General features: G+C 50.1%; 21 protein-coding genes. 7 read left to right on the top strand and 14 right to left on the bottom strand.

What is annotated here, in order from left to right; genetic code table 11:
* The first annotated feature begins 41 nt into the window (after window positions 1-41).
* A complete protein-coding gene (locus ACXAD4_RS22365; RefSeq protein WP_475244203.1) occupies window positions 42-1,106 on the top strand; it encodes a saccharopine dehydrogenase in 1,065 nt (354 codons plus the stop codon).
* A gap of 111 nt (window positions 1,107-1,217) precedes the next feature.
* On the opposite strand, the gene ACXAD4_RS22360 is transcribed toward ACXAD4_RS22365, so the two are convergent.
* Window positions 1,218-2,138, bottom strand: a complete 921-nt coding sequence (locus ACXAD4_RS22360) for a LysR family transcriptional regulator (RefSeq protein ID WP_475244202.1) — start codon at window positions 2,136-2,138, stop codon at window positions 1,218-1,220.
* 130 nt (window positions 2,139-2,268) lie between these two features.
* On the opposite strand from ACXAD4_RS22360, the gene ACXAD4_RS22355 reads away from it, so the two are divergent.
* Window positions 2,269-3,687 (top strand): YfcC family protein, encoded by a 1,419-nt coding sequence (locus ACXAD4_RS22355; RefSeq protein WP_475244200.1) that lies wholly within the window; start codon window positions 2,269-2,271, stop codon window positions 3,685-3,687.
* Window positions 3,688-3,696: 9 nt separating this feature from the next.
* Window positions 3,697-5,511: a CocE/NonD family hydrolase gene (locus ACXAD4_RS22350; RefSeq protein ID WP_475244198.1), complete on the top strand. Its 1,815-nt coding sequence runs from the start codon at window positions 3,697-3,699 to the stop codon at window positions 5,509-5,511.
* 234 nt (window positions 5,512-5,745) lie between these two features.
* Here the strand turns inward: ACXAD4_RS22350 and gluP are convergent, their stop codons facing one another.
* From gluP to ACXAD4_RS22310, 8 genes are all read right to left on the bottom strand, one after another.
* Complete coding sequence (gene gluP, locus ACXAD4_RS22345; protein ID WP_475244196.1) at window positions 5,746-6,978, bottom strand: glucose/galactose MFS transporter; 1,233 nt, start codon at window positions 6,976-6,978, stop codon at window positions 5,746-5,748.
* An 83-nt stretch (window positions 6,979-7,061) separates the two neighbouring features.
* Window positions 7,062-7,826, bottom strand: a complete 765-nt coding sequence (locus ACXAD4_RS22340; RefSeq protein WP_475244194.1) for an inositol monophosphatase family protein — start codon at window positions 7,824-7,826, stop codon at window positions 7,062-7,064.
* A 10-nt stretch (window positions 7,827-7,836) separates the two neighbouring features.
* Entirely contained in the window at window positions 7,837-8,841 is a 1,005-nt protein-coding gene (locus ACXAD4_RS22335; RefSeq protein ID WP_475244193.1) for a LacI family DNA-binding transcriptional regulator, read from the bottom strand.
* On the bottom strand, window positions 8,838-10,376 hold the full coding sequence (locus tag ACXAD4_RS22330) for a glycerophosphodiester phosphodiesterase family protein (RefSeq protein WP_475244191.1): 1,539 nt from the start codon (window positions 10,374-10,376) through the stop codon (window positions 8,838-8,840). The genes ACXAD4_RS22335 and ACXAD4_RS22330 overlap by 4 nt, the downstream gene beginning before the upstream one ends.
* Window positions 10,342-11,433, bottom strand: a complete 1,092-nt coding sequence (locus ACXAD4_RS22325) for an ABC transporter ATP-binding protein (RefSeq protein ID WP_475244189.1) — start codon at window positions 11,431-11,433, stop codon at window positions 10,342-10,344. Before ACXAD4_RS22325 ends, ACXAD4_RS22330 begins: the two co-directional genes overlap by 35 nt.
* On the bottom strand, window positions 11,433-12,257 hold the full coding sequence (locus ACXAD4_RS22320; protein ID WP_475244188.1) for a carbohydrate ABC transporter permease: 825 nt from the start codon (window positions 12,255-12,257) through the stop codon (window positions 11,433-11,435). The genes ACXAD4_RS22325 and ACXAD4_RS22320 overlap by 1 nt, the downstream gene beginning before the upstream one ends.
* Before the next feature lie 8 nt (window positions 12,258-12,265).
* Window positions 12,266-13,576 carry a carbohydrate ABC transporter permease gene (locus ACXAD4_RS22315; RefSeq protein ID WP_039466308.1) on the bottom strand — a complete coding sequence of 437 codons (1,311 nt, stop codon included), beginning with the start codon at window positions 13,574-13,576 and terminating at the stop codon, window positions 12,266-12,268.
* 65 nt (window positions 13,577-13,641) lie between these two features.
* Entirely contained in the window at window positions 13,642-15,009 is a 1,368-nt protein-coding gene (locus tag ACXAD4_RS22310; protein WP_475244187.1) for an extracellular solute-binding protein, read from the bottom strand.
* A gap of 145 nt (window positions 15,010-15,154) precedes the next feature.
* Between ACXAD4_RS22310 and ACXAD4_RS22305 the strand changes: the two genes are divergently transcribed.
* Window positions 15,155-15,751, top strand: a complete 597-nt coding sequence (locus ACXAD4_RS22305; protein ID WP_475244186.1) for an HD domain-containing protein — start codon at window positions 15,155-15,157, stop codon at window positions 15,749-15,751.
* Window positions 15,752-15,843: 92 nt separating this feature from the next.
* Here ACXAD4_RS22305 and ACXAD4_RS22300 read toward each other — a convergent pair whose 3' ends face one another.
* Window positions 15,844-17,190, bottom strand: coding sequence for a magnesium transporter (locus tag ACXAD4_RS22300; RefSeq protein ID WP_475244185.1), 1,347 nt, complete (start codon window positions 17,188-17,190; stop codon window positions 15,844-15,846).
* Between the two features lie 189 nt (window positions 17,191-17,379).
* On the opposite strand from ACXAD4_RS22300, the gene ACXAD4_RS22295 reads away from it, so the two are divergent.
* The 3 genes from ACXAD4_RS22295 (at window position 17,380) to ACXAD4_RS22285 (ending at window position 20,071) form a co-directional block, all read left to right on the top strand.
* On the top strand, window positions 17,380-17,580 hold the full coding sequence (locus ACXAD4_RS22295; protein WP_475244183.1) for an MbcA/ParS/Xre antitoxin family protein: 201 nt from the start codon (window positions 17,380-17,382) through the stop codon (window positions 17,578-17,580).
* A 341-nt stretch (window positions 17,581-17,921) separates the two neighbouring features.
* Entirely contained in the window at window positions 17,922-19,121 is a 1,200-nt protein-coding gene (locus ACXAD4_RS22290) for a hypothetical protein (RefSeq protein WP_475244182.1), read from the top strand.
* A gap of 119 nt (window positions 19,122-19,240) precedes the next feature.
* On the top strand, window positions 19,241-20,071 hold the full coding sequence (locus ACXAD4_RS22285) for a hypothetical protein (RefSeq protein WP_475244180.1): 831 nt from the start codon (window positions 19,241-19,243) through the stop codon (window positions 20,069-20,071).
* Between the two features lie 8 nt (window positions 20,072-20,079).
* On the opposite strand, the gene ACXAD4_RS22280 is transcribed toward ACXAD4_RS22285, so the two are convergent.
* The 4 genes from ACXAD4_RS22280 to ACXAD4_RS22265 all read right to left on the bottom strand — a co-directional run bounded on the left by ACXAD4_RS22280 (window position 20,080) and on the right by ACXAD4_RS22265 (window position 23,559).
* Window positions 20,080-20,559: a DoxX family protein gene (locus ACXAD4_RS22280; RefSeq protein WP_475244178.1), complete on the bottom strand. Its 480-nt coding sequence runs from the start codon at window positions 20,557-20,559 to the stop codon at window positions 20,080-20,082.
* A 172-nt stretch (window positions 20,560-20,731) separates the two neighbouring features.
* Window positions 20,732-21,283 carry a porin family protein gene (locus tag ACXAD4_RS22275; RefSeq protein ID WP_475244177.1) on the bottom strand — a complete coding sequence of 184 codons (552 nt, stop codon included), beginning with the start codon at window positions 21,281-21,283 and terminating at the stop codon, window positions 20,732-20,734.
* A gap of 420 nt (window positions 21,284-21,703) precedes the next feature.
* Window positions 21,704-22,606 (bottom strand): N-acetylmuramic acid 6-phosphate etherase, encoded by a 903-nt coding sequence (gene murQ, locus ACXAD4_RS22270; RefSeq protein ID WP_475244175.1) that lies wholly within the window; start codon window positions 22,604-22,606, stop codon window positions 21,704-21,706.
* 50 nt (window positions 22,607-22,656) lie between these two features.
* Complete coding sequence (locus ACXAD4_RS22265; protein WP_475244174.1) at window positions 22,657-23,559, bottom strand: LysR family transcriptional regulator; 903 nt, start codon at window positions 23,557-23,559, stop codon at window positions 22,657-22,659.
* Window positions 23,560-23,637 lie beyond the last annotated feature (78 nt).

Below are 23,637 nucleotides of genomic sequence, written 5' to 3'. Positions count from 1 at the left end.
CGATTGCTATTTCGAGCTACCGTTTAAAAAAAGGATTGAAAATGAACACACTATTTTGGCTAAGAGATGAAGTAAAAGTGGGTGAGCACCGCACGGCATTGACACCTACCGGAGCCAAAGCCCTGATTGATGCGGGCGCCCAGGTGATTGTCGAGCGTAGCGATACCCGTATTTTCCCTGACCAAGCTTATGTCGATGTGGGCTGTGAGCTAGCGGCGGGCCATAGCTGGACTGAAGCTCCAGAGCACGCTTATATCTTGGGTTTGAAAGAGCTGGCTGAAGATGACTTCCCGCTCAAGCACCAGCACATTTACTTTGCCCATGCGTTCAAGGGGCAGGATGAAGCTGTGCAGATCTTATCCCGCTTCAATGCCGGTGGCGGCCAAATTCTTGACCTAGAGTTCCTGCAAGACGAAATGGGCAAGCGTGTTTGTGCCTTCGGATACTGGGCGGGCTATGTTGGTGCAGCGATTGGCCTGTCGGGTTATATCCACCATTTACACTGTAAAGATGTGTTCGGCGCAGTGGGCAGCTACCCGGATCGCGACCATTACCTAGCAGTACTGCGCGAGCAGGTTGCAACACTGTCAGAGAAGCCTAAGGTATTGGTTATCGGTCAGTTTGGCCGCTGTGGCCGTGGCGCATTGGATCTATTTGCCGAGCTGGGTATCGATGCTGACGGCTGGGATATCGAAGAAACCAAAGCCGGTGGCCCATTCACTGCAATCAATGACTACGACATCTTGGTTAACTGTGCTTACCTTGCCGAGGGCACGCCTCCGTTCATTACCAAGGAAAGCCTGGGTGAGAACCCTCGCCTGAGCATGGTCAGCGATGTCAGCTGCGATCCGAATAACCCGGATAACCCAATCCGCATCTACAACCAGAGCACCAAGTTGGCGAAGCCAATTATCGAATCGGATGTTAGCGGGCTATATGTTCAGGCGGTCGACCACCTACCAACAGTACTGCCAAAAGAAAGCAGCGAAGATTTCGCTGGGCAACTGCTTCCGCATCTATTGACCCTGTGTAAAGGTGAAGATCCAAACGGCGTCTGGGCAAGGGCACGTGACTTCTACGCGACAGCGCAGAACATTGTAAAGTAAAAACCGGGGCGGCTCGTCTAAGTTGATAAGTGATAGGGATCTACGTTTGTTAGATCCCTTTTTTATATCGATAAAATCTAACTCAAACTTCGCCTGTAAGCTTCATAATAGTTAACGTCCCAGCACTGGAAGTTCAGCCAACATTTCCTGAAGCAAATCAGAGAATGTATCAATGATCACCTGCTTGCTCTCATTGGCAATATCATCAGGCCTTTGAATTACGCCGTATTGATAGCGAGGCAAGTCTAGGATAGGCAGCGCACGAACTCTGTGATTATCCATCCCTTTGAGCATGGTACTATTAGCAATGGAAACGCCAATACCCTCTGCCACAAGTGAGCAGGCTACATCGACAGAATGCGCTTCAACGACGATCTCCGGAAACAGATTACTGCGAGTAAACCAGTTCATCACATCATAACGAGTGCTACTCTTTCGGCCGATCATAACGAGTTTCTGATCTCGCAAGTTTTCAGCGACGATCGAGTGGAACGCCTCAAACTGGTGGCCCTGGGGAAACACACACATCGCAATACCTGAATCGATCGCAGTGGAACGAAATTTTGAATGGTTATTGATGCGGGTAAACCCGACATCGGCCTGACCGGAATACACGCTCTCTTCAATCGAGCGATAATGGCCGGAAAACAGTTCTACCGATACGTCAGGATATGCCGTCACCAGTTGCTTGATAAGTTTCGGTGCGATTGACTTTGCAAAGGTATAAGGCATCGCAATCTTGAATACCTGCTTAGCCTTGCGTCCCCTCTTAATTTCCGACGCCTGAGTCTGGAGTTGCTCTATACCCTCCAAAACATGCAGTGCGTTTGATAACAAATTGAGCGATTCGGGCTTAATTTTTAATCTCCCTCTATCTCGCTCAAAGAGATCCAGATCAAGTTCTTTTTCCAGCTGGGCTAACATTCGGCTTACACCAGATTGAGATAAGTTCAACTGCTCTGCTGCCATACTGGTTGTTCCTGCTTGGCTGATAGCTTTGAGTACCCGAAGTTGTTTCGCCGTTATGTTCATCTGGTTCCATTTGATTAAGTTAATTTCATCATACCCCTATGACAAGTTGTCATTGAATTGAAAACACTAACACAAAAAAATATGTTGCAGAAATGTTGTAGGATAGAATGTGACGAAATGGAGATTTAAAGTGAGTGAAGCTATATCACCAGCTCAACAAAATGTTACTGAACAACCAAAGAAAAAAGGTAACTTAAACCCAGTAATCATCCTGCTGTCTGTCGTTTTGGTAGCAGTACTGATGACCTATTTTTTCGATTCCGGACAGTTTGAACGTGACGGAAAGCTGATCATTCCCGGCACATACCAAGTGCTGGAAAAAGATGTCTCACCACTCAACCTGATTGGCATTTACCCTCAGGAAGGGGAAGCGCAAGCCGTTAGCCTGCTTGATGCGCTAGTCAGTATTCCTCAAGCCATCACCAAGCAAGCTGGTATGATTTTCATGGTGCTGTTTATCGGCGGTATGTTTGGTGTACTCGACAAAGTTGGCGCCATTGAAACAGGTCTAGAGCGTACGCTTTCTGCTACTCGGGGTAACGTTTACTTATTGGTGCCAATCCTGATGGTGGTGTTTTCCATGGGCAGTACATTCATGGGAATGGCGAAAGAGTTTCTGCTTGTGATACCTATGGTGGTGGCCATGGCAACAAGGCTGGGGCTATCAAAAATTATCGGTCTGGCGATTGTCACCATTCCGGTTAAAGTCGGTTATTTAGCATCCATTACTAACCCTTATGCCCTGTCCGTCGCTCAGCCTCTGGTTGATGTGCCTATTTTCAGCGGTATGGGTATGCGTATTTTTGTCTATGTTGTATTGATGACCATCGGGGTTGCGTACGTTCTGCATAGTATTCGAAAAGAAGCTCGCACAACTGAAATCATCGCGCAATGGGACAATAAGCCTTTGCCAGTTCGTCATACACTTGTGCTGACAATACTTGGTCTGGGGATCGCGTTTCTGGTTTATGCTTCGCAGACTTGGAAATGGAAATACAACGAGTTATCTGCATACTATATCTCTCTCGGTGTGATTTTCGCTATCATTGGTGGCCTTTCGACCAATGACACCATCAACGCTTTCATCAATGGAATGAAAAAAGTCCTTATCGCTGGCGTGTTGATTGGGCTGGCAACCTCTGTTGCTATCGTTCTTGCGCAAGGTAAAGTGCTTGATACCATCATCTACCACTTAGCTGGAGTCATCGGTGAAGGCCAACCAACGCTGGCAGCCTATGGCATGTTCTTCTCTCAGCTGTTAATCGATGTAGCGATTCCATCCACCTCAGGGCAGGCCGCCGTAACCATGCCGATCCTCGGCCCACTTGGACAGCTTTCTGGTGTCGACCCGCACACTACGGTACTAGCTTTCCTGATGGGTAACGGGGCAACAAACATCATTACCCCTACTTCCAGCGGACTATTGATCTTCCTTGCTACCGCGCAAGTAGGATGGGGACAGTGGGCAAGATACATCTTCCCGTTCTTCCTTATCACCATAGCGTGTGCTCTGGTTTTCCTATCTATTAGCCTACACGTATACGCTTAAGGACACCCCATGAGAGCAGTAACTAATGTCAAAATCCGTACGAGAGACGGAGAAACACTTGCGACTGATATTTACTTTCCAACTAACAGTGAGGGCCCGTGGCCTGTAGTTATGGAGCGAACACCTTACGACAAAACGGCGCCTTCTCGTTCCGAAGTCACTTTGGATGGTCATAAAGTCTCACGTGAAGAAATGGCTCAGGCGTTTGTTGATAAAGGGTTTGTGTGTGTCTTTCAGGATTGTCGTGGCCGTTATCAATCAAGTGGCACCTTCACCAAGTACATCAACGAAGCCGAAGATGGCTATGATACCTGTGCTTGGTTAGTTGGGCAGTCCTGGTGCAATGGAAAAATAGGCACAATGGGTCTTTCTTACGCAGCGCATACTCAATTGGCACTGGCCTGTCTTAATCCCCCGGGGCTTGCGAGTATGGTGCTCGATTCAGGTGGTTTCTCCAATGCCTATCAGTGCGGTATTCGTCAGGGCGGGGCGTTTGAGCTTAAGCAGGCGACATGGGCATATCGTCAGGCACTGGTTAGTCCCAAGGCCCAACAAGATCCTGTGGTGAAAAAGGCTCTGGAATTGGAGGATATCCGTGAATGGTTTAATTACCTGCCGTGGAAGGCCGGCCAGTCGCCATTACGCCATGTGCCTGAATATGAGGAATATTTGCTCGAACAGTGGAAACAAGGCAGTTTTAGTGATTTTTGGAAAAAGTCCGGCATCTACGCATTTGATAGCTACCAGAACATTGCTGATATTCCGGTATTGCTTATGTCGAGCTGGTATGACGTGTACGTTAAAAGTACGCTGGAAAACTACACTGTTCTGAGTGAAAAAAATCGCTCTCAGACGGCACTGATCATGGGCCCGTGGCTGCATGGGGATCGGAATACCACACATAGCGGTGATGTAGATTTCGGGAAGGGCGCCTCATTTGACCACAATATTGACAGCAACTGGTTGGATTTTCGTGTGAAGTGGTTCCAACGTTGGTTACTCGATGATGACAGCCATACATTTTCCAATGTTCAGGTTTTTCAGATGGGGGGCGCTTCGGGTGAAAAAAGTGAACTTGGAAGACTTAAGCATGGTGGACAGTGGCTAAACAGTGATCGCTGGCCGATGAAAAACACAGAGGCCCAGCATTGGTATCTGCACCGACAAGGTCAACTTTCCCAGCAGGCTCCAGTGACAGAGGAGCACATAAGCTATCTGGCTGACCCGAACAATCCCGTTCCCACCATTGGCGGTGCGTTAACTTCGGGTAAACCTGTGTTTGAAGGTGGCGCATTTGATCAACGTGAAGATGCCCGCTTTTACGGCACTGAAGGCAATCACCTTCCTCTTGCGTCACGTCCGGATGTGTTGGTTTTTGAAACCGAACCACTCAGTGAAGATTTGGTTGTGTCAGGAAAAGTGTCGGCAAAGCTCTTTATTGAATCCGATGCACCGGATACGGATTTCACCATCAAACTGGTGGATGTTTATCCGCCAAGTGAAGATTATCCGCAAGGCTTCGCTATGAATATCTCGGATGGTATCTTTCGCTGTCGCTATCACAAGAGTTGGCAGAAACCAGAGCTCCTTCGTCGTGGAGTGATCTACGAAATTGAGGTAGAAGCTTTTGCCACTCAGAATTGCTTTGCGGAGGGGCACAAATTGCGATTGGACATTTCCAGCAGCAATTTCCCTAAATTTGACGTCAACCCAAATAGTGGTGAACCAGAAGGAGAGGCGTATACCAAGCAAGTTGCAAAAAACACCATCCACTGTAGCCAAAGTCATCCATCAGTGCTGACCTTGGAGATACTACCAAACTAAAAAATAAGCTCCTATGTTATTAGGGGCTTTCACTGTCATTTGCCCAGCTAAGTTTAGTCGTTAATTTTGCAGTTTTAGGTTGGTATCTGCTCAATCTTCACTTGCGGCTCTGTTCTTAACGAAATTACGCTTAACATATTTATTAAACAGCAAGAGATAAAAGGGACCCATGCCTTGCATTAGATCCCCTTATCTTATTATTCAACAACTAGTCGATTAATCTTGCCGCGAAACTCAAACCGCTTCTTTAAACACTACTTCTTCACAAGGTTTAGGCTGGTATCCCTTGATAGCAAAGAAGGCGATGACCAAGTAGCAGCTGAATGTCAGCCAGAAGGTATCGGCAATATAGAATCTGTCCGCCAGAAGTGCCTGAACGAAAGGCAGTACTGCGCCTCCGCAGCCGGCCATTACCAAAATGCCGGTTGCCTTTGCCATATCACCGCCTAGCTTTTTGACTGCCAGCGAGAAAATTACCGGATACATAATGGAGTGGCATAGCCCGAGGGCAACCAGCAATAGTCCGCTGCTTCTGCCCGGCAGCATGATGGCGGTGAGGGTAAAGCAGGCAGCCACCAGTGCATTGAAAATGAGCGTTTTACGTGCGCTGATTTTCAAGAACAGGAATGTACCGACCAGTCGCCCCAGCATCGCCCCGCCCCAGTACATTGCAATGAAGCGGCTCGCTTCGGCAAAGCTCATTCCACCGGCATGGCTTAGGTAGCTAATAAGATAGGTGCCGGTGCTGACTTCTGTGCCGGTATAACAAAATATTGCGAGCACACCGAGCCAGAAATGACGGTGTTTGATTAGCTGGCTTTTCGTCTGGTTCTGATTTTGTGGAGAGTTGGGAGTGGCAGGATATGTGATGGGAAGCCTGGCTAGGGCAATACTGATAAGGGTGATGGTAGCAGCGAGAGCAAGGAAAGGCACCAAAAGGTTGCTGGCTTGCTCGGCCATTGATTGTTCATATTCCCGGAATAAGAACCCTGCCGCGAGCATCGGAGCGAGGGTGACCCCGAGGGCATTGATGGTGGAGCTGAAGGTCAGCCGCTGCGATGTGCCAGACTCGGGACCTATGTCGGCGATGATAGGGTTGGCCACCACCTGCAAAGCAGTCACTGCGACGGCGATAACCGCAATAGCGAACAGGGTCAGGCTGTATGAGGCGAAGCTGCCTGCGATCAATACCACTGCGCATCCTACCGCCGATAGGCCTAGGGCCAGCAGCAAGCTGGTTTTGAAGCCGACCCGGCCAATTAGCATTGCCGTTGGCAGGCTGGCGATAATCGGTGTTGAGGAGAAAATAACCTGGACCCAAATAGATTGGGTATAAGTGAGCGAGTAGACATCTTTTAAGTACGGAACCAGTAAATTGGTTGTTGCCGTGAGCATGCCCCATATAAATGGCACAAGGCTGATCAGCCACAAGCTTTGCTGGTGGCTGAGTGTAGATATTCTTTTCATGTGTGAGCGGGACCTGAAGCACTTGAGGGTTGCAGCGGCTACCGAATTGCTTCTAGGGAAGGGCAGCCGTGCAAGTGGTGATGTTAACCTTTGAGCAAGTCGGACAGCGCTGGGATCGAGGCTTGGATCGCATAGCCCCCTTCAACTTGGTTGAAGATGACGTCTGCTTTGGCCTCTCGCAAAATGGCGATACCCGCCATAATGTCCCACGCATTGATAAAGTCTTCGCGGTAGCCGTCGAAGCGCCCTGCCGCTACGTGGGCAAGGCCCAGAGCGGCGGAGCCATGGCGGCGATGCTCGATACCGTGCTCCAGCAAACGGGTCATGGTAGCTAGGTAGTTTTCCAGTGGCATCTTTGCCGAATAGCCAAGGTTCACCAAGCCGACAAGGGCATTATCACCTTGGTTAACTTCTAGAGGGCGGTTGTTCAGCCAAGCGCCACGTCCTGCCTGTGCCGAGAACAACTCGTCATAACACGGGTCGTAAATCACCCCGATCACCGGTTCGCCATCCACCATGTAGGCGATGGATACACACCACATTGGCTGCTGGCGCAAAAAGTTGGTGGTACCGTCTATCGGGTCGACGACCCATGTCCCAGTACCGCTTGAGCCAGATTCGCCGCTCTCCTCGCCCAGGAAACCATCTTGCGGGTAGTGCTGGCTCAGCTGCTGGCGGATGAAGTTCTCGGTTTCTTTATCAGCCACACTGACAAAGTCCTGGCGGCCTTTTACATCAATATCTAGGCCTTCTTCTACCAGTTTCATTTGGTAGGAGTGGGCAAGCGCGCCTGCTTCTTTGGCAAGTTGGCAGGCAAAGGTATAGCGTTGTTGTAAGTCGTTATTCATTGTTATTCCATTACAGTGATTGTCGGCGGATCAGAGAGACATCCAGGTAGCAGGTTCGCGCTGCTTGGTCTGGATCTTGAATGCGGCTGATCAGCAATTCGACTGATTGGGTCGCCATCTCGTCGGTGGCTTGTTTTATGGTTGTCAGTTGGTAGCTCTTCCAACTGGCTTGTTGCATGTCATCAAATCCGGCAATGAACATGTCATCAATCACATGCTTGCCTGTTTTGTCCTTCAGGCCATCAATTAGGCCGAGGGCAAGGTAGTCATTGGTGCAAAATACACCATCGGGTTGAGGCGCAAATGCCGATAGCTTTTCAGCGGCTTCCAGCCCACCCTGGTAGCAATGGCTAGGCGCATAAATCACATCAACACGGATGCCCATTTGTTCAGCGTGTTGGCAAAACAACTGCTCGCGCTTGCGGATGCTGTAAGAGCTGGCTGCTGAGCTCACCACGGCAATGTGCTTGCACTGCTTCTCGGCAAATGCTTCCCAAAGCAGCTGGATACCGCCAGCGTTATCGCACAGCACCCGATCAACAAGAGGGTGCTTGTCTTGTTTGTTGATCAGCACCACAGGCACCTGATTCTCCGCACAGGTCTCAAAGATGGTTGCTGGTGGGGTATCAGAGGTAATGATGACCCCTGACACATTGTAGTGCAGCAACATATCTATCACCTGTGAGCTATCTCGTCCTTTGGCGGTCGGGATCAGCAATGGGCGGTGGTTGTTGGCAAGGATCGCCTCGCTCAAGTCGTTCACCTGTTGGCTGCGAAATGGGTTATCCATATCGGCAACCACCAAGCCAATCAGATCGGATCGCTGGCGGTTGAGGCTGCGGGCCAGGTGATTGACCCGGTAGCCCAGCGCCTTGGCTGCGGCGAGGACCTTTTCCTTGGTGGCCTCGGACACATAGCCGTTATTGGAAAATGTCCGTGACACCGCGGCGCGAGAAACCCCGGCCGCCTTGGCAACATCCACAGAGGTGACTTGCTTTAACTTGGTGGTGCTCAAACAGTTTGCTCCTGTTTTAGTCTGTGCTCCTGCTTTTGCCCTTTAGTTTGGGATAACCACTTTTCATAGGCCCTGGCAAAAGCAAAAGGGTGGTCGATGTTGACCCTATCAGGCTGCAACCCGATAAGTTCGACCCACTTTTCAATATCTTGCCCGGGATAGCGCAGCATCACTTTAATGCCTGCATCGCGGCACTGGCTGAACTCGTTCAAATCATCGATAAGGTAGTCATATTCGATAATGGTAGGCTTTCCAGCGGCGATCAACGCACTCAATGAATCAAAATCCTGGCGGCGCTTCATCAGTTTGGCGTCGGGATAGCGCTGGCTGATTTGCTCGAGGTATTCGCTATTGAAGCTCCAGAAAAAGCAACGCGAAAGCGCATTGCTGGCAAGGGCTTGCTGGATGACCTGATCGACATCGGCTTGCTTCAACTCGACATATAGCTCACCGTCATATTCTTTGGCGAGGCCGAGGAAACCTGAAAAGCGGCTAACGCTTTGCTGGCTAAAGCTTGGCGCAAACCAGCTGCCGGCATCACACTGACTCAGCTGCTCGCTGCTTAGCGACTCAATTGGTCCCTGCAAGTCGGTGGTGCGATCGGCAGTAAGGTCATGGATCACCATCAGTTCGCCATCGCTGCTGGTATTGAGATCCAGCTCGATCACCTTAGCACCCATGCGATAGCCGATCACGGCGCTGATTTCGGTATTTTCCGGTGCCACGTCATTGGCACCACGGTGCAGCACCAATTCAATCGGGTTGCTGTCATCTGGGCGGTAACCGGTGATCAGCTCTGGCAAGTCAGAACAAATACCGATAACTGGCCTGGTGAGCAGCTTTTCGATTTCACTTGCTCGCTCCTCATGCCAGATCACGATCGGCAGGTTGAGCGATTGCGCTTTAGCGATCAGCTCTGGGGTAAGGAATTCATGCGGGGTATCGGATGCCCGCTCCCAGCAAAGGTGGATCATATCAGCTTTGGCTTTTTCAGCCTGCTCGAACGGGCAATCGCCGACGCGAACCAGTACTGATAGCGGGTAAGGACAGTCGAGCTTATCCAGCTCGGCAACCCACTCAGGAATGAAGCTGCCGATGCCGATATCAATGCTGGAATCAATTGGGGCAGTCTGTTGCTCTAGAATGCGCAGTACCTCGGCGCCAGCGCCTTCGCCCTTGAGCTCGATATACAGCCCGCATTCGGTTTCAACAGCCAGTGCTAGAACTTGCTCGAAAGTGGGTACTTGCTCACCGTTGTAGAGCCTGTGGCTTTGCAGCTCGGCAAAGGTCATCGCTGAAATATCGGCATCAATGCCAGCGGTGTGCATCAGGTTGTCATCATGGCTGACGACACACACGCCATCTAGGGTTAGCCGGACATCAATCTCCCACATCTCGGCATGCAAGCTGGCTGCATAGGCAAACGCTTCCAAGGTGTTTTCGAGTTTGTGGCCGCTGGCACCACGGTGGGCGATACACAGCGGCTTCTCGCTGGCACGGTTAACTAGCTTGTTTAAGCGCTGCTGGCGTAGCATACAGGCGGTCTCCATTAGGACTGAACAGTAGGATGTTTTCGGCGTTGATGCTCCAGTGAACGGTATCGCCAAGTTTCAGGTCGTCGCGCACCGGCTGGATGGTGCGGATGACATTGCCGTCAGCCAGTTTGAGATCGTATAGGTTCTCGCGGCCTTGATTTTCAATGAAGCAAACCGTCGCACAGTTAGTCACATCATTGCTGTCTTCTGTCAGGATCACATGTTCAGGGCGCAGGCCGATTCTCGCGGCTTGGTTTTCTGGGTAGCCATCGACCAGTGGCAGCTTGATACCGTCTTCACCATTGATGAAGTGACCTGCGCACAGCTCGCCATCAATGAATGAAATCGGCGGGTTGCCAAGGAAGCCGGCGACAAAATCATTGACCGGGTTGTGGTACATCTCATTCGGGGTATCGACTTGGACGATATTGCCGCCGTTCATGATCGCGATGCGGTCACACATGCTCATGGCTTCGACTTGGTCGTGGGTGACCAATACCGCAGTAATGCCGGTTTCCTGCTGGATGCGGCGGATCTCAGAGCGCATTTCCAATCGCAGCTTGGCATCGAGGTTGGCAAGCGGCTCGTCGAGCAGCAGTACATCTGGCTTCCTGACAATGGCACGTGCCAGCGATACGCGCTGCTGCTGGCCGCCCGATAGCTCGGCAGGCTTGCGGTGCAGCAGGTTATCGATACGCACTAGCTTGGCGATCTCTTCAACCTTGCGTTTGATCTCTGCCTTGCTTTCCTTGCGGATCATCAGCGGGAAGGCGATGTTCTGCTCGACCGTCATATGTGGGTATAGCGCGTAAGACTGGAAAATGACCCCGACGTTGCGTTCCTGCGGCGGCAGTTTGGTGACATCCTTGCCGGCGAAAACAATGCTGCCGCCGTCAATTTTGTGGATACCGCTGATGGCAAACAAGGTGGTCGACTTGCCGCAGCCTGATGGGCCTAGCAGTGCGATCATTTCACCGGAGCCAATTTCAAGGTTCATGTTGTCAATGACGGTGGTATCGCCAAACGTCTTGGTGAAGTGGTTAATTTGAATACCCATTAGCCTTTATTGCCTCCGCTGTACATATTCATCAGCTGTTTTTGGAAAATTGCGAAAAGAATGATCACGGGCAGTACGTAGAACAGCCCGACAGATTTAAACATTGCCATGTCGAAGTTATTGTCATCGGCAATCAAGCCGGCCAAGTACACCGATAGCACTTGTGCATCGTTTCCCGGTGCCAGCACCTGCGGCAGGATGAACTCACTCCAGCTGGCCAGGAACGAGAAGATACCCAGTGCGGTCAGTGCCGAGCCCACTTGCGGCAGGACGATCTTGCGCCACACGGTGAAGCGGCTGGCGCCGTCTTGCATTGCGGCCATCTCGATCTCCCATGGCACCGAATCGTAGAAGCCTTTTAGGATCCAGATGCCAAAAGGCAGCTCCAGCGAAGCCTTGACCAAAATCACCCCGATCAAGGTGTCGTACAGGCCGACGTATTGCAGGATCAAGAAGATAGCAATCAGCAGCGTGACCGTCGGGAAGGAATGGAGCACCATTACCCCGCCGAGGAAGAAGCTGCGCATCGGGATGTTCAGACGCGACAGCGCATAGGCAGAGGTCGATGCAATACACAGGGTCAGCAGAGTAGACACCACCGAGAACACCAAGGTGTTGAAGGTCACTCCCCAGATATTTGGTTTACCCGGCAGGTCTTGCCACAGGAAACGCCAGTGCTCCAGGGTAAACTCGTAAGGCAGCAACGCGCCCGGTGCAGTGTTTGAGAAGGTATCTATGATGAGATACAGGTACATCAGCAGCAGCGGTGCACTGAGCACACCGAGTGCGATGACAGATTTGCGGCTGGTTCGGATATCTGACATAACGCCTCCTAGATCTCGATACGTGGTTTGGCGACCATCTTCTTGAAGCCAAACAATTTGAGGTAAACAATCGACATCACCATACCGATGGCAACCAGTACCATGGCAAGTGCCGCGCCGTAGCCGTATTGCAGGTTACCTGCATAGTTGCTAAGGGCGGTGTGGAAAGCACGCAGTGCCCACACTTCGGTAGACCCACCCGGGCCACCGCCTGTCGCCAGCAGGATGTAATCGAATGACGCCAGCAGCGACAATGTCTGGTAGCAGGTCATGAACAGAATTGGCCAACGAAGCTGCGGCAAAATGATGTAGCGGATCTGCTGCCAGCGGTTGGCACCATCGACTTCACTTGCCCAGAAGTGGCTTTTCGGAATGGCATTGATCGCCGACGATAGCACCAGCATCCCCATTGAAGCGCCGACAAAGCCGTTGATCAGAATGACAAATGTCCATGCGTGGGCAGGGGTATCGAGCATCCAGTTTTTCGATTGCACACCGAACATGCCAAGCAGGTTGGAGATAAAACCGGTATCCCAGGCCAGCCATTTCCACAGCAGGACGTAAAGTACCGGCGGGGTGATACGCGGCAGCAGCCATACTGCACGGTAGAAGCCGGCGATATTCTTTGGCATGTAGTGGGTGGCAATAGCCAGCACCAGGGCAAAGCCGACGTTGAACAAGGTCAGGGTGGTAAATACGTACATTAGCGTATTGCTTAGCGCGGTCTTGGTATCCGGCAGCGAGGTCATACGCTGGTAGTTTTCCTTGGTCCAAACCCAGCCGGTATAAGACGCTTTTAGCAGGGCATCGGCTTCTTGTTCGTCAAGGCTGATCCCGGCGGCACTGACCGCAGCCAGCATCTCTTCTTTGCTGTCATAACGGGTGGTGCCTACAGAGCGCTGGAACTGGTTGGCGATGGCATTGAGCTCCCTTGCGCTGCGCGGACTGTGGCGCAGCGTGCGCATCTCGCGGGTGAGCTCTCGGCGGTTGCCGAATGACTGATCCAGCAGGTTAACCTGTAGCTGTTCGACGAAACGCGTGTCAGTCTTGCCTTCGGAGAGATCAGACAACCCGGCCTGGTCGACGGTAAAGCGGGTTTCTCTTAGCTCATTGGCCAGTGAGGCCATATCATGGTCAGCGCTGAGTGAGCGCAGCGCTGACGGGGTAATTTGGTATGTTCCGCCACTGATCCCGGTCGCTGTACTCATGTTGGTAAAGGAGAATACAGCGGTCATGACAACCGGTAGCAGGAAAAATAGAACGACAAAGATTAGGGCGGGTGACATCATCACCGGGCCTAAGGTTTTGGAACGATTCATGGGGCTCTCTCTGTTGCCCTCCGGCAGCTTATAGGAATAAAGCTGCCGGAGGGATTGCGGTCGGATTATTGGATAATCACACCGTTGCCAAGGGTGCCGCGAAGCTCTTGCTCTGCGTCAGCTACCGCTTGTTTAGCGGTTTTTTGACCGGTCCAGGCAGCTTCCAGGCCTTTCCAGTAAATGTTCCAGAAAGCACCGAAGTCAGCGTTGTTTGGCATTGAGGTCGCATGAGGAAGAAGGCGCTCAGTCGCTTCCATCGTCCAGCGGTCGTTGCTGTATAGGCCGATGTTCATCTGCTCAGGGCTGATAGCCAGGTGGGCAGATTTAATCGCATGTAGGGTGTTGATACGTGGCTCAGAAGCAATCTTGATCAGCTTGGCTGCCACTTCCATTTTGTCTTCGTTGTCTTGCTCTGTAACAAGGTAAACAACTGGGTGAGTCAGGGTGTTGGCGTGTTCTTTGTTTTCAGCGTCACCGGTTGGGATCAAGCCGAACTGTACGTTGCCAAAGAAGTCGTCCAGGCCTTCCGCTTCGGTGTAGCGGGAGTAGTGCCAAGTACCGCCGTGCCAGAAAGCGGCTTTACCGCTGGCGACTTCGGCGTACCACTGATCCCATGGGGTACCAATGTGGTTACGGCGGGTTACGCCCATTTCAACCGCATCAGCAAAGAACTGAAAAGTCTTTTCCATCGCGGTTTTGTCGAAAATCAAACGGCCGGTTTCTTCATCTTGCAGCTGGCCACCAAAGCTGGTGTAGAACTGCCAGAAGTCAGGGCCATTGGTGACACGCGGGTAGAAGCCGTAGCCTTTGGCGACGAGGCCCTTGTCTTGGGCTTTTTTCGCATCTTCCAGCATGTCGTAAAGGGTGTAGTCACCTGACTCGATACGCTCTGGTAGTGCTTCGATAGCATCATCGTCGTAGCCAATCCCCTTGAGGTACTCTTTCCATGCGAAGAAAGGACGCGCTTCGGAGTCTTGGGGAATGCCGTAAACCATACCGTTGAAAGAAGAGATATCGACAAGGTTCGGGTATAGGTTGTTCAGTGGCCATGCATCCATATCCACGTAGTCTTCAACCGGTGCAATGATGCCTGACTGTGCCCAAGGGGCGATATCGACATGCCCGGTTACCACGATATCCGGCGCTGAGCCAGATTCGGCAGACAGGGTAACCGCTTGCTTGAAGCTATCCCAGTCGGCATAGTTGCGCTTGTTCACGGTGATCTTGAGTTCTTCGCCTGCCGCATCAGCTTCTTGCATCAGGATGTTGGCTGCCATCTCGATGGCGTCGGTACGGTAATGGTCATTAGGACCTGCACCGCCGGCAACAACCGAAATCTCATAGTTTGCTGCGCTGGCGAGGCCTGCATAAGCAAGAGAAAGGCACAGTAGACCGTGCTTCAATGCACGTTGTGGCGTTCCAGGATGTATCACTGCGTGTCTCCCAAAAAGGTAAAAAAGCTCATAGAATGAAAAAGGAAATCTGATGTGAACACGTGTACACATTTGATTCGGTAGTATTATTGACGCGGTTTATGACGATTGGATTAATGAGTTTTTAAAGGCGGGTGACAGTTTGATGAAGAAAAATGACATGTTGGGTCTGTTGGATTTCCTGCGCCAAGCCGAACAATTGAAGGACACATTAAGAAGCGCCCACACCACCCAAGGCCGCAAAGAGAGCACCGCTGAACATACCTGGCGGCTGTGTTTAATGGCGATGTTGTTCGAGCAGGAAATGCCAGAAATCGACCATGCCAAGCTGATGCAAATGTGCGTGATCCATGATTTGGGCGAGGCCATTTCCGGAGATATTGCAGCGGTTGACCAAGACCCGAACATCGATAAATCGCACCAGGAGCGCTTGGACTTGCAGACCCTAATTTCCCCTCTGAATCAACCGATGCAGCAGCATATCCTGGCACTATGGGATGAGTATGAGCAAGCCGAGACATTGGAAGCCAAAGTGGCCAAGGGGTTGGATAAGCTGGAAACCCTGATCCAGCATAACCAAGGCTTGAATCCCGATGATTTCGATTATGAATTCAATCTTCATTACGGCAAGAAGTACACTGACCAGCATCCTTTGCTGGCGGCGATTCGCGAGATTGTCGACCAGGACACGGCGAGCAAGGTTCAGCCTGGTACTGAGCCAGAGAATGAAGTGAAAAAATGAGCGCGGGATAGCGAAAGGGGGAAATTATCGAGTGCTACTCACAATAGCGGCACTCGAAATGGAAATGATGGATTTCGGAATAGTGAACAAGCCTACAACAGTAGTAGCTTGGCGGTGCCGAGGAAGGCGAAGAAGCCGACCACATCGGTCACCGTGGTTAGGATCACCGAGCCAGCCAGCGCCGGATCAAGCTTGAGCTTGTCGAGCACCACAGGGATCAATACCCCGAACAGGGCGGCGGTGATGATGTTGACCACGATGCCGACCGCGATAATCGCGCCGATAATCGGCGACTGGAACCACAGCCCCGCCATCAAGCCGATCAATACCGCCCACAGCACCCCGTTGAGAAAGCCTATTCCCAGCTCATTGCGTAGCAACGACCTGCGGTTACCGGCAGTGACCTGGTTGAGTGCCATACCGCGGATCATCAGGGTCAGGGTCTGGCTACCGGCAATACCGCCCATCGAGGCAACAATCGGCATCAAGATAGCTAGTGCGACTACCTGGGCGATGACATCTTCGAACAGGCTGATGGTCATCGACGCCAGCACCGCAGTGATGAGGTTGATGCCCAGCCATACCGCACGTTTCTTGGCACTTTTGGTCACCGGGGCGAAAAGGTCATCTTCTTCGCTCATACCTGCATTGGCCATCAGGGTACTTTCGTAATTCTCCCGCATCAGCTCTAGCGCTAGGTGGGTATCAATCTCGCCGATTAGTGCAAAGTTCTCGTCAACAATTGGCAGGCTGAACTGCTGGCTGTGCTCTACCGCTTCTACGGCTTCAGTCAGTGAGGCCTCATCTTCCAAGACCATGGTGTCGGTATTGGCAAGGCTGCTTAATTTGGTCAGCGGCTCGGCCTCGACCAGCTGCTGGTAGTTAACGGTACCGACAAACTTGGTATCGCGGGTAACCACGTATATCGAAGCGGGGTACTGGTAACCGTATCGCTCCAGCAGCACCTTGGCACGCTTGGCTGAAATCCCCTGCGGCAGCGACAAGACCTTGGGGTTGGCGTAACGGCCGATCTGGCCATCATCGTATTGGTTGGCGCGGTCAAACAGCTCGATGTCTTCTTTGCTGAGCTTTTCAATCGCCCGCTCAATGATATCTTCGGGCAGCGAGTCGGCCCATTCAATCAATGACAGGTTGTCGAGTTTGCCGAGCACGAGATCCAACTCGGTATCACTCAGCGACTGGATCACCCATTCCCGCGTGTCACCGCGCATCGCGGTAAGGACATCGACGTGATCGTTGAGCGGAAGCTGGCGCCACAGCTCCATACGCTCATCGAGCGGCAGGGCTTCGAACAAGGTGGCGAGGGCACCGGCTTCGAGTTGTTGGATCTCGGGTTCATTGAAAATTTGACGCTGTTCGTCGGTATCTGCGGCAGAGATGCGCTCAATGAGCAGGCTTAAATCAACGGTGTTGCTCATGCAGGTTTCCTTGTTGCAAACGCAAGCAGCCAGCTAGAGGTTGGGCTTGTTGTTTTTGTCGTTATCTTAATTGGCTATAAGAGTATGGTTTTCACTTTTGTCGGTCAATTGTGATATCGCTAACTGATGCTGTTATGAAATCAGGCTAGTTTAATATTGAGAGCTGAGTGACCGGTAAGGAGAAGGTGAATGGACAAACAACAGATCCCTGACGCGCTATATGATGATACCTTGGCCTATTTTGGCGACCGCGCAAAAGCCGATGATTGGCTGCAAACAGAAAACATCGCCCTTGGTTTGGTGAGCCCTGCTTACTTATGCCGTACTGAAGAGGGATTACGGCAAGTGGCTGATCTTTTGAAGCACTTGAAAGAAACGGGTCATGTCTAGAACTTGGTTTGATGGATGGACCTAAATCGTGGAGGGCTGGGCGATTTAGTCCAGCTTTTACAAGGAAAGATATAAATCTCCCGTAAAATCATTACTGTATACCTTGTAATAGAGTGTAATAGATAATATTTTTTCTTTTGTTATATTTCTTATAGTAAGTTGCATGATAGAAAATAAGCTTATGTAACTCAATATACATAGGCAATATACTTTCTATCAGTTAAATAGCATTACTTACACGTTCGTTAAAGGTGATTTAAATTATTAATTAAGTCGTTTAAAAATTGTAAATTGCTTGAGTTTTAACTTGATATCATGACACTTTTTACGAGGGATATATTATGTCACAGGAAACAGAGACGTTAGATAAAAGTGTAAGTTCATCTGTCAACTCCGCAATGGATACACTAACCGCACAGTGGTATAACGCCATGGTGACAGGTTTAGGGTTAGATCCAAATCAATTTCAGCTATATCAAGGTCCTAATTCATTAATGAGTACATCCCAAGATATGTGGAATGTATTTAATGCCGTACCGCCAAAATCAGTTAACAACTATTATAATCCAAACCAGTCAAATAATTTTTCATCTGCTTATAACTTGATTCTTGATGCGCTGGTCCCAGCCTCTAATTCAAGCTTCCAGAATTGTATGGGAGATTATTATGGGAAGTGGAGTACTTATTTTGAGAACAATGAACCCAAAGAGTGGACAGCTCAAGGTGTCTCAGATTTGTTCAATTCATGGGCGATGAGAAATGCTCCAGGGAAAGCGGGATGTGTAACTGGATTGACAAATATATACATTAACCCGATCAATATTGCTGTTAATAAATTTGCATCAGCTGGTGGGAAATATGCCTGGAATAAAACGGCAGATCAATTAAAGTCGGCTTTAGCTGGTGGGGCACAGAAGAGTTTTACACTTGATTCCCAAACCACGAGCAGCGATGTTAAACATACTTGGGCAGGTGGCAATACCTCCGTGTTTTTTGATATTTTTTCATTTGGTGGCGGTGGTAAGTATGACAAGCTTACCACCAAAACCACTTCTGCCGGTGTAAAGGTTGATGCGGATTTCCAGAAGGTGACGACATTTACTGCCGGGCCATTGGCCGTTAATGATCCGAACGACCCAATATTGGCAGAGTTCAAAGCATGGTATGAAAGTGCGGCGTTGGCAAAGGCCTACACAACCAAAGATAATACGGTGTGGAACAACCAAAGTCCGACCTCGTGGGATAAAGCCTTCGGTTCTGATGGTTTCCTCCAGCGGCTTACCTCTTCGCTCATTGTGGCAGACGGTGTAACGATTACTATGACGTCCAACGCCAGTTATGACACCTCTGAGCGTACAGAAATTGAAGCGGCGGCAAAAGCGGGTATTTGGCCATTCTTTAGTGTATCAGGCCAAGGGGGGACAACAACCGAGGTGAAATTCAACGATCAAGGTAATTTCACAATTACCACGAAGATTGCTTTGGGAAACCCTCAGGTTCTGGGTGTTCTGCAATCTCCTATGTCAGCTATCTTTTCGTAGGATAGATGTGCACCATAATATCTGAATGATTAAAGGCTTCTTTAGTGAAGCCTTTATATTTTTAGAATATCGATATGAAGTAAAAATGGTATGAATTACTTCTAAAAAGGTGCCTAACTATGGATAAAACAAAGCTGGTTATTTTTATATTGGCTCTGTGGTTATCAATATACACATCAGCTAGAGCGGGTAACAATGAAAACGATTTACAGAGAATAGGGGTGGAGTACTGGCGTAGTCAATTGGCTGAAATATTATCCGTAACTCCAAGCAAAATTAAAATAACTCAAGGCTTTATGGCGTTAGGTTATGACTCATATCAGCTTTGGAGTGTGTTTGATGCCATGGCAAATTATGAAAATGAGGTTTATTACAATCCCACTCAATTTAACAGTTTTGCTTCGGACTATGGTGAGAAGTTATATAACTTACCCGTTGAATCCGTCAGCAGTGAACGGTGTGATCTTGACAAGGCGGTTATTCGCTATGACAAGAGTGATGGAATTTACGCATGGAGTAAAACTCTAGAGCAACTAAATGACGAGCTGCTTAATAGTCAGGCTTTGAAATATAGCTCCAGCAAGACCTTTTATATTGATAGCAATTCCAACGAGCAGGCAGCTTATACAGTTAAAGTCGACGTGGACTATGAGCAGTTCATCGTTTTTTATGCCGAGCCCTATAGCAGTGATATCCACAATACAGAATTACAGGACTATACCCCTTGGTATAGTCCTTGTGTTTTACCATATGCACTTAGTCAAAAACAGGATGAAAAAGAATCAAGGTTAAACCAAACGAGTGCCCTTGTTGTTGCCAATAAAGGTAAGAAGTGCGTATATATTCTCAATCATGCGCAGAATCACCATGACTGTAGCACGCTTTCTGCGCCCTCCATTATCGCTGTCATCACAGTCCCCCTTGTGGATATGTATTCTCTGGCTCGCTGAAAGCGATTTTAAATACTTTGGTGAGCAGGCTCAGCCTTGTGATGGGTATGTGTTTTTTTCATCAGTAAGCGATCAACGCTCAGGCATCCGGCACCAGACACTACTAGTGAAACAGACATTGCCAATAAGGCCAGACCGAACTCGTAGCCACCGTTTGAGATGAACAAGCCGTTTTCTAAATGCACGGTGACAATGGCAACCAGCATGGTGACAGCAAGCACGAGGGCGGTTGGGCGAGTAAGCAGCCCCAGCAAGATAAACAAGCCGCCGAAGAATTCCGCGCCGCCTGCCATCAAAGCCATCAGGAATCCTGGCTCCAAGCCGATTGAAGCCATCCATTTGCCCGTCCCCTCAAGGCCGTAACCGCCGAACCAGCCAAAAAGCTTCTGAGCACCGTGAGCCATGAAAATGATCCCTGCCGGTACACGAAGGGCTAAAGGGGCGAAGCTGGCTGGCGAAGAAAGTGTTTTGCTGATTAATGTGTTCATGATGTTGTCCTCGAATTTGTCGGCAGATCCTATTGCCGGTAACTGTCCTGAGTTGTTGGATATAGAATAGGCAGCTTCAGTCATGAACAACATCAGGTGAACTTGAGCTAATCGTTCTAAAAATTCGAATGAACTATGTTGTGATATTGTGATTGCAAGCGGTATGTTGTTGTTAAAACTTGAAATTCATCCCCAGCAAGTAGTGGTTGCTGCTAAAACTATGCGGCAGTTCTATGCGTTGGTACTCCACACTAATGCCAAAATGCTGGCCGAGGGCGAGTTCGGTTCCGAGGGCAATATACGGTGAAAAACCGCGTTCGGTTCTGGTATGCCAGTTATCCTTGCTCTTTCGGGTATCAAGGTCAACTGCTGCGTAATTGATGCCGCCACGGGCATAGATATTAGTAAAGCGAGTGACAGGGTACTCCGCTTTTACACCAAGTAAGCCACCGGTATAGCTGGAAACCGATTGGGTAAGGCCAAGTGTGCCGAGGTAGCTCAGGCCGCCGCTATTAGCAAAGTAGCCAGTGTCGAGCGAGAAGTAACGGTTGAAGTGGTAGTTGTAGCCAAGCTCGAAAGTGAAGCCGGCATCGCCGTCACTGTGGCTATTGTTAGACATGACCCCCCCGCCTAAACGTACCCCCATTTCGTGGGTAATGGGTTGGCTGCTGGCATGGCTGCTGAGCGGGCAGAGCAGGAGAAGGGCTGGGATTAGGCTTTTCATAAAATACACTGTTTTATTAATTTGACGTGGATTTTATCGACTAGATGGCACGAGCTCAATAACCTAGTACAAAGCCATACATTGTTGCTAGTGGCGATTATATGACTGTATCTATCTGTTTTTTATAGGTAGCACGGAGCCGTAATGGGTGCGGTGAATAGTTTTTCCTTGCTGCGACATCCGACCAGTCTCAATTATGGGAGATGAACTAAAATTAATGTAGTCGCGCCAGTTTTGGTTAAGGAAACTGTGGCTATGATGAATGCAGATACAATGTTTACCTGTATCTACTTGCTAGAATTTGACTCGCTAATTGTGTCTTGATTTGGACACTCGCAAATTTCGCTCAGCCTCGGCTGGGCATTTTTATTTCTGCCCTTCCTTTTTTTCTAGGTTGCCTCAGCTGAGCTGATCTCTGCTTTACTTATTGCTGATCGCCTTACGGGTAAAGCCTTGATTTTCATCCAGTAGTGAAGAAGCTTGGCTGGCATCGACGCCTGCCAGCAACATGACAATCGCTGTTTTGCAGTGGCCGTTGCAGGCTTCAAGGGCATCAATGGCTTCTTCTCGGCTGCACTCGGTTGCGGCCATCACAATATTTTTTTGCCGTTCGACCAATTTGGCATTGGTGGCTTCGACATCGACCATTAAGTTGCCATAGACCTTCCCGGTTCTGATCATCGCCCCGGTAGTTAGCATATTGAGGATCAGTTTTTGTGCCGTACCGGCTTTCAAGCGTGATGAGCCAGTGACGACTTCAGGCCCAACTACTGGAGTGATGGCGATCTCGGCAGCTTGGCTCATCGGGCTATCAGGGTTGCAGCTGATACAGGCCACGGTAGCGCCAACGGACTTGGCATATTCCATCGCACCAAGTACATAGGGCGTGCGGCCACTAGCGGCAATACCGACCAAGACATCTTTGCTGTTGAAGCTCAAGGCTTGCAGATCGCCTGCGCCCATTTCACGGTTGTCCTCGGCATTTTCGACCGCTTTCAAAATGGCTTTATGGCCTCCCGCAATCAGCCCTACCACCTGTTCCGGCTTGCTGCCAAAAGTAGGTGGGCACTCACTGGCATCGAGGATGCCAAGGCGGCCAGAGGTACCTGCGCCACTATAAATCAATCTGCCACCCTGCATGAAGGCATCGGCAATGGCATCAACTGCGTGGGCAATCTCAGGTAAAACAGCTTCGACAGCAAGGGCGACTTTTTGATCTTCCTGATTGATGACTTTCAGCATATCGATAGTGGATAGCGTATCAATCTCGGCACTGGCACTGTTGCGGCTTTCAGTCACCATCTTAGTCAAATCAATTTTCATTCTGGGGTCCGTTTTGATGTGGTCTCAATATTTTATGGCGACACTTCATGTCATGACAACGCCGTAGGTGTAGATACTGATTGTAGTTGCTGATGGGCATTGAGGAAGCAGCTAGAAATGGTTCCTATCGTATGCTCGTTTTGCCCTTGCGCATAGATCAGGTTGAAGCTCAGGCGCTCGTTCAGGGTAAATATATCGTGGAACGGCTCTGTCGGTAACACCTGCTGGGTCTGGCCGAATTTGTGCAGAGATTCGGGCAGCAATGAGATGGCAAGGCCGTTATAGACCGCTTCGGCAATATTATCGAGAACCGGACTGGTAAAGACAATTTCGTAGCGGATGCCGGCATTTTCGAGTGTTGCCAGTGTCAGATCGCGGATCAGGCAATCGCCATCAAACAGGGCAATGGGCACGGCTTGATCTGGGCTCAACGCGAGCTTGGGTGATTTTACCCAGTTGATCGACTCGCTCCATAGCGGCATACCATCTTTGATCCCGGGCTCCCCGGCGACAATGGCAATATCAACGGTGCCGGCTTGGCGCTTTTTCCTCAGGTGTCGGCTTCTGTCACACACGACTTTGGCTGCCAAGTTGGGCATTTTCGCTTGTAATAGCGGCATAAAGTGGCGGGTAAAATCGGCAGCGTAGTCGGTGGGAATACCGAAAGTCAGTTGGCCTGATATGTCTTTCCCACTCAGGGTTGCAAGGGTACTGTTGTTCAACGCGAGCATCTGCTGGCTGCGGCTGAGCAATACTTTTCCGGCGTCGGTCAGGACGACACCACGATGGGTTCGTACCAACAGCTCGCAACCCGCTACTTCCTGCAGCCGTTTCATCTGCATGCTGACAGCACCGTTGGAACGATATACCCGTTCGGCAGCCAGTTTTATCTCGCCAGTTTCGGCGACAGCAACAAAGGTTCTCAACAGCTCTAGATCTAGCAGTGTGTCCATCTCAACGTCTTCATATGGAGTGTAAAGGTAGGCCATCCCTAAGCAGGGAAACGGCCTGAAAAATATTATAGATTTAGA

The sequence above is a fragment of the Photobacterium sp. AWH4_225 genome, from assembly GCF_056158405.1.
The sequence above is the reverse complement of the archived record's forward strand: the minus strand, read 5'-3'. Positions and strand labels throughout refer to the sequence as shown.

Excerpts from the sequence above, each read along its gene's own strand:
- ACXAD4_RS22365 (WP_475244203.1), top strand. The coding sequence starts at position 42 with ATGAACACACTATTTTGGCTAAGAGATGAAGTAAAAGTGGGTGAGCAC.
- ACXAD4_RS22360 (WP_475244202.1), bottom strand. The coding sequence starts at position 2,138 with ATGAACATAACGGCGAAACAACTTCGGGTACTCAAAGCTATCAGCCAA.
- ACXAD4_RS22350 (WP_475244198.1), top strand. The coding sequence starts at position 3,697 with ATGAGAGCAGTAACTAATGTCAAAATCCGTACGAGAGACGGAGAAACA.
- gluP (WP_475244196.1), bottom strand. The coding sequence starts at position 6,978 with ATGAAAAGAATATCTACACTCAGCCACCAGCAAAGCTTGTGGCTGATC.
- ACXAD4_RS22340 (WP_475244194.1), bottom strand. The coding sequence starts at position 7,826 with ATGAATAACGACTTACAACAACGCTATACCTTTGCCTGCCAACTTGCC.
- ACXAD4_RS22330 (WP_475244191.1), bottom strand. The coding sequence starts at position 10,376 with ATGCTACGCCAGCAGCGCTTAAACAAGCTAGTTAACCGTGCCAGCGAG.
- ACXAD4_RS22325 (WP_475244189.1), bottom strand. The coding sequence starts at position 11,433 with ATGGGTATTCAAATTAACCACTTCACCAAGACGTTTGGCGATACCACC.
- ACXAD4_RS22320 (WP_475244188.1), bottom strand. The coding sequence starts at position 12,257 with ATGTCAGATATCCGAACCAGCCGCAAATCTGTCATCGCACTCGGTGTG.
- ACXAD4_RS22315 (WP_039466308.1), bottom strand. The coding sequence starts at position 13,576 with ATGAATCGTTCCAAAACCTTAGGCCCGGTGATGATGTCACCCGCCCTA.
- ACXAD4_RS22305 (WP_475244186.1), top strand. The coding sequence starts at position 15,155 with ATGAAGAAAAATGACATGTTGGGTCTGTTGGATTTCCTGCGCCAAGCC.
- ACXAD4_RS22300 (WP_475244185.1), bottom strand. The coding sequence starts at position 17,190 with ATGAGCAACACCGTTGATTTAAGCCTGCTCATTGAGCGCATCTCTGCC.
- ACXAD4_RS22295 (WP_475244183.1), top strand. The coding sequence starts at position 17,380 with ATGGACAAACAACAGATCCCTGACGCGCTATATGATGATACCTTGGCC.
- ACXAD4_RS22290 (WP_475244182.1), top strand. The coding sequence starts at position 17,922 with ATGTCACAGGAAACAGAGACGTTAGATAAAAGTGTAAGTTCATCTGTC.
- ACXAD4_RS22285 (WP_475244180.1), top strand. The coding sequence starts at position 19,241 with ATGGATAAAACAAAGCTGGTTATTTTTATATTGGCTCTGTGGTTATCA.
- ACXAD4_RS22280 (WP_475244178.1), bottom strand. The coding sequence starts at position 20,559 with ATGAACACATTAATCAGCAAAACACTTTCTTCGCCAGCCAGCTTCGCC.
- ACXAD4_RS22275 (WP_475244177.1), bottom strand. The coding sequence starts at position 21,283 with ATGAAAAGCCTAATCCCAGCCCTTCTCCTGCTCTGCCCGCTCAGCAGC.
- murQ (WP_475244175.1), bottom strand. The coding sequence starts at position 22,606 with ATGAAAATTGATTTGACTAAGATGGTGACTGAAAGCCGCAACAGTGCC.
- ACXAD4_RS22265 (WP_475244174.1), bottom strand. The coding sequence starts at position 23,559 with ATGGACACACTGCTAGATCTAGAGCTGTTGAGAACCTTTGTTGCTGTC.